The sequence below is a fragment of the Pseudarthrobacter oxydans genome (assembly GCF_030812335.1).
Classification (GTDB): Bacteria; Actinomycetota; Actinomycetes; order Actinomycetales; family Micrococcaceae; genus Arthrobacter; species Arthrobacter oxydans_B.
In genome coordinates this window covers 268824-287011 of sequence record NZ_JAUSSN010000004.1, presented here as the reverse complement: position 1 = coordinate 287011, position 18188 = coordinate 268824, and the positions used below count along the sequence as shown (strand labels likewise).

18 protein-coding genes are annotated in these 18188 nt (G+C 68.2%); 8 read left to right on the top strand and 10 right to left on the bottom strand.

Annotated elements, in window-relative coordinates:
- The first annotated feature begins 6 nt into the window (after positions 1–6).
- Genes J2W14_RS08845 through ccsB form a run of 3 tightly spaced genes read left to right on the top strand, consistent with a single transcriptional unit; the run spans position 7 to position 3787 of the window.
- Positions 7–762, top strand: a complete 756-nt coding sequence (locus tag J2W14_RS08845; protein ID WP_282382820.1) for a cytochrome c biogenesis CcdA family protein — start codon at positions 7–9, stop codon at positions 760–762.
- A complete protein-coding gene (gene resB, locus J2W14_RS08840; protein WP_307461321.1) occupies positions 762–2666 on the top strand; it encodes a cytochrome c biogenesis protein ResB in 1905 nt (634 codons plus the stop codon). The genes J2W14_RS08845 and resB overlap by 1 nt, the downstream gene beginning before the upstream one ends.
- A complete protein-coding gene (ccsB, locus tag J2W14_RS08835) occupies positions 2666–3787 on the top strand; it encodes a c-type cytochrome biogenesis protein CcsB (protein ID WP_307461319.1) in 1122 nt (373 codons plus the stop codon). Before resB ends, ccsB begins: the two co-directional genes overlap by 1 nt.
- 484 nt (positions 3788–4271) lie before the next feature.
- Here ccsB and J2W14_RS08830 read toward each other — a convergent pair whose 3' ends face one another.
- The 4 genes from J2W14_RS08830 to J2W14_RS08815 all read right to left on the bottom strand — a co-directional run bounded on the left by J2W14_RS08830 (position 4272) and on the right by J2W14_RS08815 (position 7615).
- Complete coding sequence (locus J2W14_RS08830; protein ID WP_307461317.1) at positions 4272–5249, bottom strand: hypothetical protein; 978 nt, start codon at positions 5247–5249, stop codon at positions 4272–4274.
- Between the two features lie 323 nt (positions 5250–5572).
- Complete coding sequence (locus J2W14_RS08825; protein ID WP_307461314.1) at positions 5573–6394, bottom strand: MBL fold metallo-hydrolase; 822 nt, start codon at positions 6392–6394, stop codon at positions 5573–5575.
- Between the two features lie 156 nt (positions 6395–6550).
- Positions 6551–7057 carry a GNAT family N-acetyltransferase gene (locus J2W14_RS08820; protein ID WP_307461312.1) on the bottom strand — a complete coding sequence of 169 codons (507 nt, stop codon included), beginning with the start codon at positions 7055–7057 and terminating at the stop codon, positions 6551–6553.
- A gap of 132 nt (positions 7058–7189) precedes the next feature.
- Positions 7190–7615 (bottom strand): PLD nuclease N-terminal domain-containing protein, encoded by a 426-nt coding sequence (locus tag J2W14_RS08815; protein ID WP_307461310.1) that lies wholly within the window; start codon positions 7613–7615, stop codon positions 7190–7192.
- A 183-nt stretch (positions 7616–7798) separates the two neighbouring features.
- Between J2W14_RS08815 and J2W14_RS08810 the strand changes: the two genes are divergently transcribed.
- Positions 7799–8107 (top strand): DUF4229 domain-containing protein, encoded by a 309-nt coding sequence (locus J2W14_RS08810; protein WP_307461308.1) that lies wholly within the window; start codon positions 7799–7801, stop codon positions 8105–8107.
- Between the two features lie 105 nt (positions 8108–8212).
- Here J2W14_RS08810 and J2W14_RS08805 read toward each other — a convergent pair whose 3' ends face one another.
- From J2W14_RS08805 to J2W14_RS08780, 6 genes are all read right to left on the bottom strand, one after another.
- Positions 8213–8836 (bottom strand): dihydrofolate reductase family protein, encoded by a 624-nt coding sequence (locus tag J2W14_RS08805; protein ID WP_307461306.1) that lies wholly within the window; start codon positions 8834–8836, stop codon positions 8213–8215.
- Between the two features lie 98 nt (positions 8837–8934).
- Positions 8935–9816 carry a 1,4-dihydroxy-2-naphthoate polyprenyltransferase gene (locus J2W14_RS08800; RefSeq protein WP_307461304.1) on the bottom strand — a complete coding sequence of 294 codons (882 nt, stop codon included), beginning with the start codon at positions 9814–9816 and terminating at the stop codon, positions 8935–8937.
- A 48-nt stretch (positions 9817–9864) separates the two neighbouring features.
- The gene (locus J2W14_RS08795; RefSeq protein ID WP_307461302.1) at positions 9865–11034 is read right to left on the bottom strand and encodes an AMP-binding protein; all 1170 of its coding nucleotides are present in this window, start codon (positions 11032–11034) and stop codon (positions 9865–9867) included.
- Positions 11035–11043: 9 nt separating this feature from the next.
- Entirely contained in the window at positions 11044–11997 is a 954-nt protein-coding gene (locus J2W14_RS08790) for a 1,4-dihydroxy-2-naphthoyl-CoA synthase (RefSeq protein WP_307461300.1), read from the bottom strand.
- A 21-nt stretch (positions 11998–12018) separates the two neighbouring features.
- A complete protein-coding gene (locus J2W14_RS08785; protein WP_307461299.1) occupies positions 12019–12459 on the bottom strand; it encodes a VOC family protein in 441 nt (146 codons plus the stop codon).
- A 63-nt stretch (positions 12460–12522) separates the two neighbouring features.
- The gene (locus J2W14_RS08780) at positions 12523–13284 is read right to left on the bottom strand and encodes a CPBP family intramembrane glutamic endopeptidase (protein ID WP_307461296.1); all 762 of its coding nucleotides are present in this window, start codon (positions 13282–13284) and stop codon (positions 12523–12525) included.
- Positions 13285–13336: 52 nt separating this feature from the next.
- Here J2W14_RS08780 and J2W14_RS08775 point away from each other — a divergent pair, with 52 nt between their 5' ends.
- The 4 genes from J2W14_RS08775 to J2W14_RS08760 all read left to right on the top strand — a co-directional run bounded on the left by J2W14_RS08775 (position 13337) and on the right by J2W14_RS08760 (position 17842).
- A complete protein-coding gene (locus J2W14_RS08775; RefSeq protein ID WP_307461293.1) occupies positions 13337–14311 on the top strand; it encodes a metal ABC transporter substrate-binding protein in 975 nt (324 codons plus the stop codon).
- Positions 14308–15102, top strand: coding sequence for a metal ABC transporter ATP-binding protein (locus J2W14_RS08770; protein WP_307461291.1), 795 nt, complete (start codon positions 14308–14310; stop codon positions 15100–15102). Before J2W14_RS08775 ends, J2W14_RS08770 begins: the two co-directional genes overlap by 4 nt.
- 3 nt (positions 15103–15105) lie before the next feature.
- Entirely contained in the window at positions 15106–15981 is an 876-nt protein-coding gene (locus J2W14_RS08765) for a metal ABC transporter permease (RefSeq protein WP_307461289.1), read from the top strand.
- 181 nt (positions 15982–16162) lie between these two features.
- Positions 16163–17842 carry an ABC-F family ATP-binding cassette domain-containing protein gene (locus J2W14_RS08760; protein ID WP_307461287.1) on the top strand — a complete coding sequence of 560 codons (1680 nt, stop codon included), beginning with the start codon at positions 16163–16165 and terminating at the stop codon, positions 17840–17842.
- The last annotated feature ends 346 nt before the right edge of the window (positions 17843–18188 follow it).

The following is an 18188-nucleotide window of genomic DNA, read 5'->3' as shown; positions in this document are numbered from 1 at the left end:
GCCACCGTGAACAGTCCCTTCGCCGAAGCCATCCTGAGCGGATCGCTGCTGCTTGCCATCCCCGTGGCACTGCTCGCCGGCTTCGTTTCCTTCCTGTCGCCCTGCGTGCTGCCCCTTGTGCCGGGCTACCTGGGCTACGTCACGGGACTGACCGGCGTCGACCTCCAGAAGCAGAAGCGCGGCCGCATGCTGGCCGGCATCGGGCTCTTTGTCCTCGGATTCTCGGTGATTTTTGTGCTGCTCGGCGGCGCGTTCGGGCAGCTGGGGACCCTGATCACCGGCTCGCAGAACGCCTGGATCACCCAGGTCCTGGGCCTCCTCGTGATCGTCATGGGCGTTGTGTTCATGGGCGGCTTCGGCTGGCTCCAGCGTGACGCCAAGATCCAGTCGAAACCGCCGGCCGGGCTGTGGGGCGCGCCGCTGCTGGGCATCACCTTCGGCCTCGGCTGGGCGCCCTGCATCGGCCCGACCTATTCCGCGGTCCAGCTGCTGAGCCTCTCCGGCGGGTCCTCGGCCGCCAAGGGCGCGTTCCTGGCGTTCGTCTACAGCCTGGGCCTGGGCATCCCGTTCCTGCTGATCGCCCTGGCCGTGCGCCGCGGCATCGGCGTGATGTCCTTCTTCCGCAAGCACCGGCTCGCCATCCAGCGCATCGGCGGCGGCATCCTGGTGGGGCTGGGCCTGCTGATGGCCAGCGGCGTTTGGGGGACCTGGGTGTCCGAGTTGCAGTACTGGTTCCAAACCGATGTGAAATTGCCGATCTGATGAGCGAGCGAGTGAACGAAGAGAAGAAGTCCCCGGCCCCCGGCAAGTCCGGCGGCACCGAACTCGACGCTTCGTCCGGCGGCGGGCCCAGCGGGAAACCCGGCAAGTCCGGCGGCAGCCCTGTGGCCGCCGCCAAGGCTGAAGCTGTCCTTCCCACGCTCGGGCCGCTGGGCATGCTCCGCTGGGCCTGGACCCAGCTGACCAGCATGCGCACCGCGCTGTTCCTGCTGCTGATGCTGGCGGTCGGTGCGGTGCCCGGTTCGCTGTTCCCGCAGCGGCCCGCCAACCCCTCGATCGTCACGCAGTACATCAAGGACAACCCGGACTACGGCAAAATCCTCGACTCGCTCCAGCTCTACGACGTGTACTCCTCGGCGTGGTTCTCGGCGATCTACATCCTGCTGTTCATCTCGCTGATCGGCTGCGTGGTCCCGCGCGCCATCGCGCACTACAAGGCCATGCGCTCCCAGCCGCCGCGGACGCCCGCGCGGCTGTCCCGGCTGCCCGAATACGGCACCCTGGTGATTCCCGCCGGCGCCGGGATCCCGGCGTCGCGCGCCATTGACGACGCCGCCGGGCTGCTGAAGAAGCGCGGCTACCGCGTCGACGTCCGCGACCGCGACGGCGCCCGGCCCTCGATCGGTGCCGAGCGCGGCTTCCTCCGCGAGGTCGGCAACCTGGTCTTCCACACCTCGCTGATCGGGGTGCTCGTCTCGGTCGCGATCGGCGGGCTGTTCGGCTACAGCGGGCAGCGGATCCTCGTGGAGGGCGACACCTTCGTGAACACGCTCGTCGGCTACGACCAGTTCACCCCGGGCACCAACTTCGAAAGCAGCCAGCTGGAGCCGTACTCCGTCCAGCTGGACAAGTTCCAGATCACGTTCGACCGGGAGTCCCAAGGCAAGATCGGCCAGCCCATCGACTTCCAGGCCGACGTCACCACCAGGGAATCCCCGGACGCGCCCGCCCAGAAAGAGGTGCTGAAGGTCAACGACCCGCTCACCCTCGGCGGCACCAGCATGTACCTGACCGGCAACGGCTACGCCCCGGTCGTCACCATCCGCGACGGCGACGGCAACATCGCCATGCAGGGTCCGGTTGTGGCCAAGCTGCAGGGCGACAACTACTACTCCTCCGCGGTCATCAAGGTCCCCGACGCCAAGCCGGAGCAGCTCGCCTTCGCCGGCTTCTTCCTGCCCACCGCGTTCGTCACCGAGGAAGGCGTGTCCTTCAGCGGCGATCCGGAGCTGTTCAACCCGCAGCTGACCCTGAACTCGTACTACGGCGACCTCGGCCTGGACGACGGGTCCCCGCAGAACGTCTTCGAGCTCGACGTCAAGAAGCTCACCCCGCTCAACGCCCGCAACCTCGACGCCGGCGGCATCACCCTCGCCCCGGGCGCCACCTACACCCTCCCGGAGGGCAAAGGCACCATCAGCTTCGACGGCGTGAAGCGCTACATCGGCGTCGACATCCACCACAACCCGGGCCAGCTCTACGCCCTGATCTTCGCGCTGCTGGCGGTCGCCGGCCTGGTCACCTCGCTGTACGTGAACCGCCGCCGCGTCTGGGTCCGGACCGGAACGCACGCGGACGGCCGCACCATGGTCGAATACGGGCTCCTGGCCCGCGGCGAGGACCACCGGCTGGCCGGCGAGGCAGTGGCGATCCGCAGGCTCCTCGCCGGGGCCTGGGATCTCGACGACGGCGGCTCCCAGTCGGCTCCCAGCGGGGGAGCGGATAATGGCCGGGCGGATACCACGCTGCCCGGAGCCGGAGCCGGAGCCGGAGCCGGAGCCGGTGCCGGTGCCGGTGCCGGTGCCGAGCAGGACTCCCCGGACCACCCCGCAGCAGACTTCATCCAGTCAACAGCAGGCTCTTCCGAGTCACAGAAGGAACAGTAATGCTCCCCATCAACGAAACCATGGGCCAGTACAGCGAGTTGTTCATGCTCCTCGCGGCCGGCACCTACACGGTGGCATTCATCGCCTTTGCGTGGGACCTGGCCAAGAGCAGCAAGACGCTGCGCGCGGTGGACCTCAAGGCCGCCGAGCTCTCCGGTGCCGCGGCCGCCCGCGTTCCGGTGGCTGCCGGCGTCGGGGCCTCCTCCTCGTCCGCCGCCGGTGCTGTTGACCGCGCAGACGGGGACGTGGCCGGTCCTGTTGGCCGGGCCGAGCGCCCGACGTCGTCCGTGGCGGGTGGTTCCGCCGGGAACGCCGCCGGCATCGGCCAGACCGCCGACGGCGCCATGCGCTACTCCGCCGAGCGCCGCGCCCCCGCCCGGGTCGCCGTCGCCCTGACCGTGCTGGGTGCCGCCATCCACGCGGCCGGTGTCATCACCCGGGCCATCGGCGCGGGCCGGGTGCCGTGGGGCAACATGTACGAGTTCCTCACCACCGGCGCGTTCGTGGCCGTGGCCGTCTTCCTGCTGGTCCTGGTCCGGCGCGACCTGCGCTTCCTCGGCACCTTCGTGGTGGGCCTGGCGATCATCATGCTCGTGGCCGCCTCCGTGGCGTACTGGACGCCGGTGGGGCACCTCGTTCCCGCGCTGCAGAGTTACTGGCTAATCATCCACGTCTCGATCGCCGTGCTGTCCTCGGCGCTGTTCACCCTGACCTTCGCGATGTCGGCGCTGCAGCTGGTCCAGACGCACCGGCAGAAGACCATCGCCGCCGGGGGCGCCGACAAGCTGGGCTTCATGCGCCTCGTGCCGTCCGCGCTGAGCCTGGAGAACCTGTCCTACCGGATCAACGCCATCGCCTTTGTCGGCTGGACCTTCACGCTCATGTTCGGCGCCATCTGGGCCGAGAAGGCCTGGGGCCGGTTCTGGGGCTGGGACACCAAGGAAGTGTGGACCTTCGTGATCTGGGTGGTCTACGCCGGCTACCTGCACGCCCGCGCCACCCGTGGCTGGACCGGAACCCGCGCGGCCTGGCTCTCGATCGTCGGCTACCTCTGCGTGGTCTTCAACTTCACCATCGTGAACCAGTTCTTCAACGGCCTGCACTCCTACTCGGGGCTGTAGCCCGCGGGCCCTTGAGCCTCCGCGATTCGCGCACCCGTCTGTCACGAATGGCCGCTAAGCCACCCGGCTTAGCGGCCATTCGTGTCAGATGGGTGGCCCGGCGGCACGGGTAACGGCCATTCGTGTCAGATCGGTGGCCCGGCGGCACGGGTAACGGCCATTTGCGTCAGATGGATGATGGGCGTGCCAATGTTCTCCCTCGATTCGCCACAAGTGGTCGCTATTCCGTCCGTCGTGGCGGCCATTCGTGTCAGATGGATGGCCGGGCGTCCTGCATAACGGCCATTCGTGGCGGATGGGTGACTCGTGTGCCGAGGCCCTTCATCGATTCGCCACGAGTGGCTGCTATTCCGTCCGTCGTGGCGGCCATTCGTGTCAGATGGATGGCCGGGCGTCCTGCATAACGGCCATTCGTGTCAGATGGGTGACTGGTGTGCCAATGCTCTCCATCGATTTGCCACGAGTGGTCGCTATCCCAACCTTCTTAGCGACCCTTCGTGTCAGATCGCCGGGCGGGGGCGGATTGCTTGGGACCACGGCCCGGTTCGGGGGTCCAGCCGCGCTCCATGAGCGCCGCCCGCACGCGGGTCACGGCAGTCGGATCCATGCCGGGTGCCAGCGGTTCCAAGTCTGTCTGCGTCAACACGACAACGCGCCATCCGCCATCCCTGGCGTTCTCATCGCGAAAGATGTCGCTGCGACGTTGCGCCGGATTGGCGTGATGCGCGCCGTCGTACTGGATCGCGATCTTCTCCCGCTCATAGGACAGATCCGGGTCCTGGATCAACACGCCGTTCTCGTCGAAGATCGGGACGTTGATTCCGGGCTCCGGCAGACCATGGCGAATGAGGAGCAGCCGGAGCTCGGTCTCTTTAGGGGAGTCGGTGTTGGCCCGCATCAGAGCCCGGGCACGCATGGCACGCCGGTAGCCTGTCCTGCCCCGTTTCCCGGCGAGGAATGCGTCCAGGGCATCTACCGTGGTCATCGGGTTCCGCCGGCGCAGCAGAAAGTCGCCGGCAATCACCAAATCATCGAGGCTCAGTAAGGCGGCGAGGTCGAACCACGTCCGCAATGGGGACGTGCAGCTCACCCAAACCCCGGCCACGATCTCGTCCGGTTCGAGTGACTGCTGGTGGCCCACGACATTCTTGTACCGCACGGCCCGCTTGCCGGGATCGCCCGTCAGATGGACCACATCCAGGTTCGCTAGTGCAGGCGGCAGGGGGAAGCCCCACAGCACTGCCGCGGACAGGTGACTCACAACAGCGCCGGTCACGGCGGTCAGGGCGCGCAAACGTTCCAGCAGACTGTTCTCGGTGGTCGCCGAGGCGCGCACTCCGTGGCAGGGTTTGACGAGATCCCGAGTCCGCGTCCGACTCCGGCTCAGCCCGGCGGCACGGGCCTCGGCCACGGTGAAAGGCTGGTTTCGAAGCTGCGGCGGAAGCTCGCTGGGCAGGTGCATACGAGCATTCTGCTCTCGCCAGGCAGCGGCTCCGAGGTTATCCACAGTGTGGAGGAGAAGTGCCCATAGGCAAGTCCGCGGCGGGAAGTTGTCGCCTCACCGGGACAAGGCCGCGCAAGAAAAGCTGTGCCGCCTGGGGCCGGGCAAAAAAGCTGTGAGGCCTGGGGCCGGGCAAAAAAGCTGTGAGGCCTGGGGCCGCGCAAAAAAGCTGTGCCGCCTGGGGCACCGTCACCGGACAGATCACCCGGTTCGCCCTACGAACACCGTTCTGACCGTTTCCGCCAAACCGCAGGTCGTAGGGTGCTTTGTCCTCAAGGGGGCCGCTATTCGGGCGTCTCGTCCTGCTCTCTTTGGGCGAGCCGCTGTACTTGCCATCTGTGCACGTCGGGCAGCCAATCCAGCGGGGCCGATGGGCCGACCCGCGGGTCGTCGGGAACACCGCCGTCGCGCAGGGCCTCCGCGTACGCGCGATCCTGTTTGATCCGTGCTCTTAGCTGATCAGCTCCGCCGACGGAGCCGTGGCCGGGGATGACGGCATCAACGTCGTCAGCCACGGTCTCGAACAGCCGCAGCGCGGCGAGGTAGTCCCCGATCGGATCCGCGGCGTCCAGGTCGAGGAACGGCATCAGGACGTCAGAGAGCATGTCGCCGGCGACGAGGACGCCGCGTTCCTCGATCAGCAGCGCCGCGTGGCCGGGGGCATGGGCCTGATGCTCGATGATCCGGACTTTGGGGCCGTCCCAAGGAATCTGCGCGGCTTCGTCGGGCAGACCGGTAATGAGGCCGAGCAGATCCGTCGGGATCTCGTCGGCGAACTCCGGCGGGAGCACTCCGGCTATGCGGGCCTTCCAGTCCGTGTGCGACAGCAGATCGTGGATGGAGGCCGCGCAGCGGGCTGTACCGAAACGGGGCACGTCGCCGAAGGCCGCGTGCCAGAGCACGTGGTCCCAATCGGGATGCGTCGAGAAGCCTGCCACGACCGGCTGGCCCAACTCGCGAAGGTCGTTCGCGAGGTCGGCCATTTCGCCGCTCGTTATTCCTGGGTCGATGAGCAACACACCGGTCCGGCCCTGCACGACAATGGAGTTGCTCTGGATGAACTCGCTCTCGTGAAGGAGAACGCCCTCAGCGACTTGCTTCAGCATGAAACGCCTCCCGCTTGTGGTTCGCACCGCTGGTCGAGACGGTATTCCGCGCGGTAGTAGATCGCAAGCACTAAAGGCAAAGCAGAAGAGCCGCGGTCGGGTGCCCGATCAACGCGGCGGCTGAGGTGTTTCGCGAGGTACAGGGCTGCCAGCGAACTATTTGCCAGGCTCTGTGGTGCATATCCAGTAATGCCACGCGGCGCCGTTGTCGCCGTCGCCAGCATTTTCGCGGATACCGCCTTGGCGCTCGATCGTCTTTGAGGAGGCGCCGTTGCCGGCCGCGCAGACAAGGAGCAACCGGTCCATGCCGAGCACCCGCGCCTCATTCACCATCCGGCCGAGTGCCCAAGTGGCCAGCCCGCGTCGGCGCGCGGAGGGACGGATACCGTAGCCGATGTGCCCGGCCCGCTGCACGAAGTCGCTGAACTCGTGGCGCAGTGCGATCCCGCCAAGTACCTGGTCGCCTTCGATGATCCACCGGTAGGTGCAATGTGTGGAGTCTTCGGCCAACCGCGCCAGCCAAACGGCGAACCCGGCTTCTGAGGTGACGTCATCGGTCGGCAACAGTCCGAACCCATCCTCACGAAGGCCATCGCCCCACTCGGCATGTGCCTGGAGCCAGGCACCATGCAGCCGTTCGGTTGGTGCGATCAGGTCGGGCATGCCGCAACTATATCGATCCGGGCTCGCGGGGCTGTTCAGCCTTCCGGAGGAACGACGGACGTCCAGTGGAGGCCGTGATAAATCGCCACTCTTCACGAAAAGTTCCCGGAGAGACGCAGGAGCGGAACGGTACTACTTGACCTCGTCGGTGCCCTGCGCGTCGCCGCTGCCGCGGGCGTCGCCGGACTCGGTGTCGTGGGTATCGGGGGTGCCCTTGTCGTCGGCGGCCTTGCGCTCCTTGGCGTCCAGCTCGTCCTTGAGCTTCTTGAGCCGGTCAGCTTCCGCCTGCTTGCGGCGGCGGAGTTCGAGGTTGCGCAGGAAGTCCGGGTCGTCGTCGGGCGCGATGGGGTGGCTGTAATTGGTGCGCACCGGGGTGGTCCCGCGCGGCCGGCCAATCAGGAACCACAGGATGGCGCCGATCACCGGAAGGACGATCTGCACCACAATCCAGGCCGGCTTCGAGATGCCTTTGGTCTGGCGAGGATCAGTGCGGATCACATCGACGAGTCCGTAGACAAAGACGACGAGAACGGCGACAACAACCACTACACGAAGCATGTAATCAGTCTAGCCTCCGGGGGAGTGTCCGGCTTCTACCGATCGATGGCCCGGGGGGAACTCCGAGGCAACCCTGGTGAACGCTGTCGCAGTCCCGTGCCCCAGTGCCGCGCGTGCCCCGGCGGAGGCGCCGGAGAAGGGCCCCGGTGGGCCGGGGATGCCGCCGGCGGCTAAACTGGGAGAGTGGCATTCCTGAAATACTCCCTGATCCGGCTGGCGCTCTTCGTGCCGTTGTTCGCACTGTTCGTTTACCTCGAGCTCGGATGGCTGCTGGCCGTCCTTTGCGCGGGGATGATGGCCTTCGCGATCAGCTTCCTCTTCTTCCAGAAGCAGCGCAATGCCGCCGCCGCCTCGCTCCACCAGCGGTTCTCCGGCAAGGCCAAGCCGTTGCGCAGCGCCGGGGAAGTGGACGACGCCGACGCCGAGGACCGCCTGGTCGACGCGCACCCGGACATCACCGTCAACAAGGACAACCGCCCGAAGGACGCCTAGCTTCGCTCGGCACGCGGGGTTGCAGGACAGGTAGCTCCCGGGCGACGCACGGCTAGCCCGGGCGCCCCGCAACCCCGCAACTGCGGCGCCTGGCCCTTCTCGGACCTAGCTCTCCTGGTCGACGGCGGACATGTCGCCGACTCCGGGCGTGCCCTCCGCGAGCGCATAGCGCTGCAGCACCGCACCCTTCGGTGAGGCGACGACCGGTTCGATGAGCCTGAGATTCGTCGGCACCACCCCGCCGGCGAAGACCTTCTTTCCGCCGCCCAGGAGGATCGGATACACCCACAGGTTGAGCCGGTCGAAGAGCCGCTCGGCGAACAGGGTCTGCACGAAGTTGAGGCTGCCGATGACGTGGATGTTCTCGTGCCGGTCGCGCAGTTCCCGCACGGCGGCGACGACATCAGGACCGAGCAGCGTGGAGTTGGCCCACTCGAGGGCCGGCGTCTGGCGCGAGGCCACATATTTGGGGAGGCGGTTGAACAGCCGCGCGATGTCCCCCTGCGCGTGCGGCCAGTACCCGGCGAAAATGTCGTAGGTCCGGCGCCCCAGCAGCAGCGCGTCCATCCCCGCCATCCCGGAGTCGATCTGCCCGCCGACGACCTCATCCAGGAGCGGCGCCTGCCAGCCGCCAAACGCGAAGCCGCCGTCAGTGTCCTCGGTCGGCCCGCCGGGCGCCTGCGCGACGCCGTCGAGCGTGGTGAACAGGTCGATATGGATGAGTCCCATGCCGTGCCCTTTCCTGTGCCGCCCGTCGTCGTCCCGGCGACGGGATCACTTCGAGGCTGTCACACGGTCACCCTGGGAGGCAACGGGTATTTGCGCCCCTAGAACCCGTGGCTCAGGACCAGGCCCAGTGAGAACAACACCGCGTAGCCGAGGTTGATCAGCCCGGTCTGCTTGAGCACCGGAATCAGGCTCTTGCGGCGCCTCCCGGAGATCATCAGCCAGGACGGCATCAGGCTGGCCGGGATCAGCAGCAGCACAATCAGCATCCAGGGCCGGGTCGGAGCCAGCACAATCGGCAGCAGGATCGCGACGGCGAGCATCAGCACGTAGGCTTCCCGGGCGTGCTTGTCGCCGAGCCGCACGGCCAGGGTCTTCTTCCCGGCCTTCCGGTCGGTGGGGATGTCGCGGACGTTGTTGGCCATGAGCAGCGCGCAGGCGATCAGGCCGGTGCCGATGGCGCCGATGACGGCCGGGAGGCTGATCTGGCCGGCCTGCGTGTAGGTGGTGCCGAGCGTGGCGACCAGGCCGAAGAACACGAAGACGAACAAGTCGCCCAGGCCCATGTAGCCGTAGGGGTTCTTCCCGCCCGTGTACCCCCAGGCCGCGAGGACGCAGCCCAGGCCCACCAAGATCAGCCACCAGGTCTGCGAGAGGATGACCAGGGCCAGGCCGAACATCATCGCCAGCCCGAACGCGGCAAACGCGGCGTACTTGACGTGCTCGGGCTTCGCGGCGCCGGAGCCGACCAGCCGGAGCGGGCCCACCCGGTCCTCGTCGGTGCCGCGGATGCCGTCGGAGTAGTCGTTGGCGTAGTTCACGCCGACCTGCAGCAGCAGGGCCACCAGCGCGGCCAGCACGGCGTGGAGCGGAAGGAAGGCGTCCAGCTCGTACGCGGCCGCGGTGCCGATCAGGACAGGCGCGATCGCGGCCGGCAGGGTGCGCAGTCGGGCGCCTTGGATCCATTGAGCGGCTGTTGCCACGGTCAGTACCTCGTGTTGGTTCGGCGAAACCGGGAGTGCCCGGACTGTCTATTTTCCCTGATGCAGCTCGGTGAGCCGAACCGTCATCGCCAGGCGGTCCGGTTTCCCGTTCGGCAGCATCAGCAGGTCACCGGCGGCCAGCACGGTTTTCGGGGCTAGCGTGCCCAGTGCCGGCGCCCAGGCCGTGCCCGCGGTGAAGTGCCGGAGGCTGTCGGGGGAGCTGTCGGCCAGCGCCACGTAGGCGGCGAGGGCCTGGCCCCATTCGGCCGAGGGGACCCCGGCGACAAAGGCGGCCCGCACGCCGTCGAGCTTCTCCAGCTCCGCCTGCACGTGCGCGGCGGAGACCTTCACGCCGCCGGTGATGACGACGTCGTCGGCCCGGCCCAGGACGGTCAGCTTCCCGGTGGCGTCGATGGTGCCGAGGTCGCTGGTGCGGTACCAGCGGACGCCGTCCTCCTCGAAGAAGTCGCCGGCGGTGAGCCCGGGGTCGCCGAGGTAGCCGGCGGCGAGGGTGGCGCCGCCGAGCAGGATCCGGCCGTCCCCCTCCACCCGGGCCAGCACGTCCTCGAGCGGGAAACCGTCGTACACGCAGCCGCCGCAGGTCTCCGCGGAGCCGTAGGTGGTGATCACGCGGGCGCCGGCGTCGCGCGCCGCGGCGAGCAGTTCGGGCGAGGCGGGGCCGCCGCCGAGCAGGATGCCGTTGAAGCGCCGCAGCACGGCGAGCGTGTCGGCCGCCGGCGCGTCCAGCAGCCGCTGCAGTTGGGTGGGCACCAGCGAGGTGAAGCGGATCTTGTCCGTGAGCTCCAGGGCCGCGGCGGTGAACGCCTCCGGGGTGAACCCGCTGGACATGTCCATCGCCCACGGCCGGGTGCCGGCGAACAGCGAGCGCACCAGGACCTGCACCCCGGCCACATACTGCACGGGCAGCGCGAGCAGCCACTGGCCCTCGCCCTTGAGCGCGAACGCCGTCGCCACCGAGGACGCCGCCAGCGCATCCACGGTCAGGACCGTCGCCTTGGGCGTGCCGGTGGAGCCGGAGGTCCGCACCACGACGGCGGCGTCCTCATAACCCGGCGTGTCCACGGCGGAGACCACCACGTTGCCGTCCTCGCCGGCGGAGAGTTCGACGGCGGGGCCCTCACCGTGGAGGGCGTCCGCCAGGGCCTTGAGCGCCGGCTCGATGTTCGGGGGCTGGGAAGTCGCTGATCCGGAAGTCATCGGGCCGCCTTAGAAGTAGTACGGGAAGCTGGACCAGTCCGGATCGCGCTTCTCCAGGAAGGCTTCCTTGCCCTCCACGGCCTCGTCCGTCATGTACGCCAGCCGGGTGGCTTCGCCGGCGAAGACCTGCTGGCCGGCCAGGCCGTCGTCGGCGAGGTTGAAGGCAAACTTGAGCATCCGGAGGGCCTGCGGGGACTGCCGGGCGATGTCGGCGGCGTATTCCAGCGCCACGTCCTCGAGCCGTGCATGGTCCACGGCCTCGTTCACGGCCCCCATCCGGACCATGTCCTCGGCGGAATATTCGCGGGCCAGGAAGAAGATCTCGCGGGCGGACTTCTGGCCGATCTGGCGGGCCAGCAGCGCGGAGCCGTAGCCGGCGTCGAAGCTGCCGACCGTCGCGTCCGTCTGCTTGAACTTGCCGTGCTGGCGGGAGGCGATGGTCAGGTCCGAGACGACGTGCAGCGAGTGCCCGCCGCCGGCGGCCCAGCCGTTCACGACGGCGATGACCACCTTGGGCATGGTGCGCATCAGCCGCTGGACTTCCAGGATGTGGAGCCGCCCGGCGCGGGCGGGGTCGATGGTTTCCTTCGTCTCCCCTTCTGCGTACCGGTAGCCGTCGCGGCCGCGGATCCGCTGGTCCCCGCCGGAGCAGAACGAGTGGCCGCCGTCCTTGTCGGAGGGTCCGTTGCCGGTGAGCAGCACGGTCGCCACGTCCGGGCTCATCCGGGCGTGGTCCATGGCGCGGTACAGCTCGTCCACGGTGCCGGGGCGGAAGGCGTTGCGCACCTCGGGCCGGTTGAAGGCGATGCGGACGGTCGGGAGGTCTTTGACCACGCTGCCGTCCTCGGAACGCTCCACCTGCCGGTGGTAGGTCATGTCCTGGAAGTCGTCGAAGCCGGACACTGTGCGCCAGCGGGTGGGGTCAAAGACGTCGGACACCTTGGCGGGGATTTCGTTGCTCACAGTCCGAGTCTAGTAATCGCCTCAGCTGATGCAGAACTCGTTGCCTTCCGGGTCCGCCATGGTGTGCCAGGAATGCGGCCCCTGGCTGGCGGTCCAGAGGAACGTGGCGCCGCGGGCTTCGAGGGCGGCGCGCGCCGCGTCCTTGTCCGCGCCGGCCAGGTTGACGTCCCAGTGGATCCGGTTCTTGATGGTCTTTTCCTCCGGGACCGTCTGGAAGAGGATGCGGCGGGCGGGCCGCTTGGCGTCGAGTTCCTCGGGCGGGCGGATGGCGGCCCCGGCGCCCCACACGAGCCTGCCGCCGTGCGTCGTGGTTTCCGCCTCCGTGGCGAAGCCCTGCGCGATCATCGAACGGATGAAGGATTCGTCCTGCGGCTCCACGGCCCACTCGAGGGTCTCGGCCCACCAGTCGGCAAGCGCGTGCGGGTCCCGGCAGTCGACGGCGATCTGGATGTTCAGTGTCATGGAAAGAAACTACGACGTCGGCGCGCGCCGCGGAAGGTGCCCGCGGAAGTTCCCGACTTTGGGTCAGCCCTGCATCTGCTGGAGCTGCTCCATCAGTTCCGGCGGGATGGCGTAGATGAAGATGACCGCCAGCAGGTTCTTGGAGGCATGGACGAAGTAGGCGAACATAACGTTCTTGCCGGTCCAGACGTAGACGAACACCAGCACGGCGCCCATGGCGAGGTACGGCATCAGCACCGGCAGGCTCAGTTCCTCCTGGCCCACGATGTGCAGGGCCGCGAACAGCACCACGGACAGGGAGCAGCACAGCCAGATGTTGATCCGCCGACTGAGTTTGCCGATCAGCAGGTGGCGGAAGATGTACTCCTCCACGAAGGGCCCCACGATCACCAGCAGCGGCACCATCAGCCAGGCCGGGACCTGCTGCATGAGCGCCTGCAGACCGGCCTGGTTGGCGGAGGTCGCCGGCGGCCCGGTGATGGAGACCAGGACCGCGGTGAGGATCATCATGGCCACAACGGCGAGGGGGACCATCAGCATCGTGAACCAAGGCCTGGTGGCGAGCACCCTGAGGTCCCGGGCGGCGACGTGCCGGACGGCGGCCAGGGCCAGGATGCCGATGATGCCGTAGAAGACCAGGTTGACGCTATAGGTCGCCACCGCCGGGTTCGGGGACAGTTCGAGCAGCAGCGGGACCAGCAGTCCGCCGGCCACGGCGAAGAACGCGGCCACGGCCACGTACAGGCCTGCCGTGATGAAATCGAGCCGCGAGAACCGGTAAAGTTCCGGCCGCGGTGCCGGTGGTGTGCGGAGAACAGTGCCCATGTCACCAGCCTAGCGCCGCGGCCGGACGGCCGGGTCCCGTATAATATTCGGTATGCCTAATAATTTGTTTCGGTCCGCCAAAGTTGTCGGCCGAACACGTCGCCGTCGTACTGCCGGAGCCGTCGTCGCCGCCGTTCTGCTCGGACTGTCCCTGGCCGCCTGCGGGGCTGCCGTCCCGGGGCAGGGTCCGGGTTCCGCGGACGAGAAGCCCGTGGTGCTGACCACCTTCACCGTGCTGGCCGACGTCGCGCAGAACGTGGCGGGGGACAAACTGCAGGTCGAGTCCATCACCAAGGCCGGCGCCGAAATCCACGGCTACGAGCCCACGCCCGGGGACATCCGGAAGGCCTCCAAGGCCGACCTGATCCTGGACAACGGGCTGAACCTGGAAGCCTGGTTCGCCCAGTTCGTGGAGGGCCTGGACGTTCCGCACGCCGTGGTGAGCGAGGGCGTGGAGGTGCTGTCCATCGGTGAGGACTCCTACCAGGGCAAACCGAACCCGCACGCCTGGATGTCGCCGGTCAACGTCCAGATCTACGTGGACAACATGGTGAAGGCGTTCTCGAAGCTGGATCCGGAGAACGCGGCGGCCTTCGAGGCGAACGGTGCGGCATACAAGGCCCAGCTGCAGTCCGTGCAGGATGAAATGGTCCAGAAGATCGCCGCCGTCCCCGAGGCACAGCGGGCGCTGGTGACGTGTGAGGGCGCCTTCTCCTACCTGGCGCGCGACGCTGGCCTCCGCGAGGTCTACATCTGGGCCGTCAACGCCGAGCAGCAGGCCACCCCGCAGCAGATCACCAAGGCCATCGAATTCGTCAAGGCCAACAAGGTCCCGGCCGTCTTCTGTGAATCCACGGTTTCGGACGCCCCGATGCGCCAGGTGGTCGGGGCGACCGGCTCCACCTTCGGGGGGGTGCTGTACGTGGACTCGCTCTCCGAAGCGGACGGCCCCGTGCCCACGTACCTGGACCTGATCCGGCACGATTCCAAGCTCATCACTGAAGGCCTGACGGGAGCGGCATCATGAGCAATCCGGCCATTCTGGTGGAAAACGTCACCGTCCATTACGGGGAGGTCCTGGCGCTCGACGCCGCCTCGCTCACCGTGGAGGCGGCCCGGATCTGCGGGCTGGTGGGCATGAACGGCTCCGGCAAGTCCACGCTGTTCAAGGCGATCATGGGCATGGTCAAGCCCGACGCCGGCCGCGTCCTGATCAACGGCGAATCACCGGCCAAGGCGCGCAAGAAGGGCGGCATCGGCTACGTCCCGCAGAGCGAGGACGTGGACTGGCAGTTCCCGCTGTCCGTGCGCGACGTGGTGATGATGGGCCGCTACGGGCACCAGGGCTTCACCCGCCGGGCGTCCAGGGCGGACCGCGACGCCGTCGACCTCGCCCTGGACCGGGTGGAACTCTCCGAGTTCGCCAGCCGGCAGATTGGCCAGCTCTCCGGCGGGCAGAAGAAGCGCGCGTTCGTGGCCCGCGGGATCGCCCAGGGCGCCACCATGATGCTCCTGGACGAGCCCTTTGCCGGGGTGGACAAGCGCTCCGAGGCGACGATGACGCGCCTGCTGAAGGAACTCGCCGCGGACGGCTGCACCATCCTCATCTCGACTCATGACCTGCACGCCCTGCCCCAGCTCTGCGACGAGGCCGTGTTGCTGATGCGCAAGGTTCTGATGCACGGCCCGCCCGAGGTGGTGCTGCAGCCGGAGCACCTGGCCATGGCTTTCGGCCTCGACGTCCTCAACCGCGACCTTCCCGAGCAGCCGGGCGTTCCCGAGCGGCCGGACGTCGCCAACCAGCCGGGCAGGAACTGAGCCATGGATCTCTTCGACCTCCTGCTGGAACCGCTGAGCTATGACTTTATGGTCCGCGCCATCGTCACCACGGCGCTCGCGGCCGTCGTCTGCGCGGTGCTGAGCTGCTGGCTGGTGCTGATCGGCTGGTCACTGATGGGCGACGCCGTCTCGCACGCCGTGCTGCCCGGGGTGGTGCTCGCCTACATCGTCGGGGCCCCCTTCGCGCTGGGCGCCCTCGTGTTCGCGCTGATCGCGGTGACCCTGATCGGAGTGGTCCGCAACACCAGCCGGGTGAAGGAGGACGCGGCGATCGGCATCGTGTTCACCTCCCTGTTCGCGCTCGGCCTGGTGCTTATCTCCGTCACGCCCAGCCAGACCGACCTCAACCACATCATCTTCGGCAACCTGCTCGGTGTCAGCGTCCCGGACCTGATCCAGGTCCTCGTGCTGGGTGTCGTCACGTTCGCGATCCTGGTCCTCAAGCGCCGTGACCTGACGCTGTACGCCTTCGACCCCACGCACGCCCATGCGATCGGGCTGTCCCCGAAGCGCCTCGGGGCCCTGCTGCTGGGCCTGCTGGCGCTGACGTCCGTGGTGGCGCTGCAGACCGTGGGCGTGGTGCTGGTCGTGGCCATGCTGATCATTCCGGGGGCCACGGCCTACCTGCTGACGGACCGGTTCTCCCGCATGCTCGTGATCGCACCGGTCATTTCCGCGGTGTGCTCCATCGCCGGCATCTACTTCAGCTACTACCTCGACACCGCCTCCGGCGCCATGGTGGTCCTGACGCAGGGGGCCGCGTTCGCCGCCGTCTACCTGTTCAGCCCGCGGCAGGGGCTCATCGGCACGCGGCTGGCGATGGCCCGGCGCCGGAAAGCGGCTGCGCTCGCCGCCTGACGGTGCCCGGCTGACCCTCCGCCCGGGCGCCGCCCCACGCACCGTTCCGGCGCCTGCCCGCGCGGGCTCCTGCCCAAGCGGCTGCCCGACGGCGGCAGTCGGGTCAGTCACAGCCTGCGGTGTCATACTTGACGACGCAAGCCGCCGCCGGGCAGGCTCGCCACCTACCTGCGAGGACTCCTTGAGCGAACATCTCCGACTTTCGGGCGTATCCCACGGCTACGGGGACCGCCAGCTGTTTGCCGACGTCGAACTGGCCATCACCGCCGGGGAACATGTAGCGATCGTCGGCGAAAACGGCGCGGGCAAATCCACGCTGCTCCGGATCCTGGCGGGGCTCGAGACCCCGGACGAGGGCACCGCCGTCCGCCGGGGCCGCGTCGGCTACCTTGCCCAGACCCTCGGCCTGCCGGACGCGTTCACCGTGAGCAACGCTATCGACGCCGCACTGGGATCCCTCCGCGAACTGGAGGCCGAGCTGGACCGCCTGGAGGACGGGCTCGCCGACGCCGAGGCGGATGACCTGGAGCGCTACGGGAACCTGCAGACGCAGTACCAGCTCAGGGAAGGCTACGCCGCGGAATCCCGGGTGGAGGCGGCGCTGGACCGCTTGGGCCTGGGCGGGCTGGACCGGATGAGGACACTGGGCTCGCTCTCCGGCGGGGAACAGGAACGCGTGGCCCTGGCCTGCGTGATGGCCGATCCCGCGGACATCCTCCTCCTGGACGAACCCACCAACCACCTTGATGCCAGCGGGACGGCCTGGCTGGAGGCGCGGCTCGCCGCGCACCGCGGCACCGTCGTAGTGGTCTCCCACGACCGCGTCCTGCTGCGCAAAGTCGCCTCCACCGTGATCGAAGTGGACGCCGAACGCCGGACGGTCAACCGCTACGGCAACGGCTACGAAGGCTACCTGCACGAGAAGGCCGCCGAACGCCAGCGCTGGGCGCAGCAGTACACCGGGTGGCTGGACGCGATGGCGGCCGAACGGCTCCAGGCGGACACGGTCGCGGGGAAGATGGGCTACGCCCGCCAGCGCGACAACGACAAAATGGGCTTCGACTTCAAGGCCGGCACCTGGCAGAAGGCGGCCTCCAGCAAGGTCCGCAACGCCCAGGAGCGCCTCCGCCGGCTGGAGGAAAACCCCATCGACCGTCCGCCTGTGCCGCTGAAGCTGGCGACGGACCTCCATGCGGACATTGCGGCAGGACCGGCCCTGGAAGCCCGGGGCGTGACGGTCCCCGGACGCCTGGAACCGACGGACATCCGGGTGGAGGCGGGCCAGAAGATCCTCATCACCGGCCCCAACGGTGCCGGCAAGTCCACGCTGCTCTCCGTCCTGGCGGGCACGCTGGAACCGGCCCAGGGCACCGTGGTGAGGCACGGCCGGATCGGCTACCTGCAGCAGGAGCTGGAGCTCCCGCAGCGCCCGGGGCTGCGTCTGCTGCCGGCTTTCGCCGCGGGCCTGGGCGGCAACATCGATGAGCACGCGGAGGCGCTGCTGCGCCTCGGGCTCTTCCGGACCAGCGAATTCCACGTCCCGGTGGGAGGCCTCTCCGCAGGGCAGCAGCGCCGGCTGGCGCTGGCCCGGCTCCTGCTGGGCGGCTACGGGACGATGCTCGTCGATGAGCCCACCAACCATCTGGCGCCCGTCCTGGTGGAACAGCTGGAATCGGCCCTCTCGGACTTCGCCGGGACGCTGGTCATGGTCAGCCACGACCGCGCGCTGGGGGAATGGTTCGACACGTGCGCCCGCGATAGCGGCGCCGGGAACCGCGCGGGGCACGGCACCGGGCACGGCGCCGGCACCGGGACCGGGAACTGGCTCCGCTATGCGATGCGGGACGGCGCCCTGGCCTGACGGCGGCCCTAACTTACTGCGTCCAAGGGCCGTCGCTGGCCTGGCCTGGCTGCGGCTTGGCGGGAGGGCGCCCTGGCCTGACGGCAGCCCAAACTGACGGCGGAAAACCAGCAACGTCCTAACTGACGGGTAGGCCGGGACCTGCCCTGCCGAAATCGAACATAATTCGGCGTTCTGGTCCAAGTGGCGCTCTAAATTAGCAATAGTAGCCACGGGGTGTATCCCGCGTCACGACCAGGCCGTGAATGCTAGTACGATGGATGAGCCGCGCGAGCTTCGACCCTTGTGAGGTTCGGTACATGTCTGGGCCCCCACAAGGGGCTCCGGGCCGAATTTTGTGTACTTG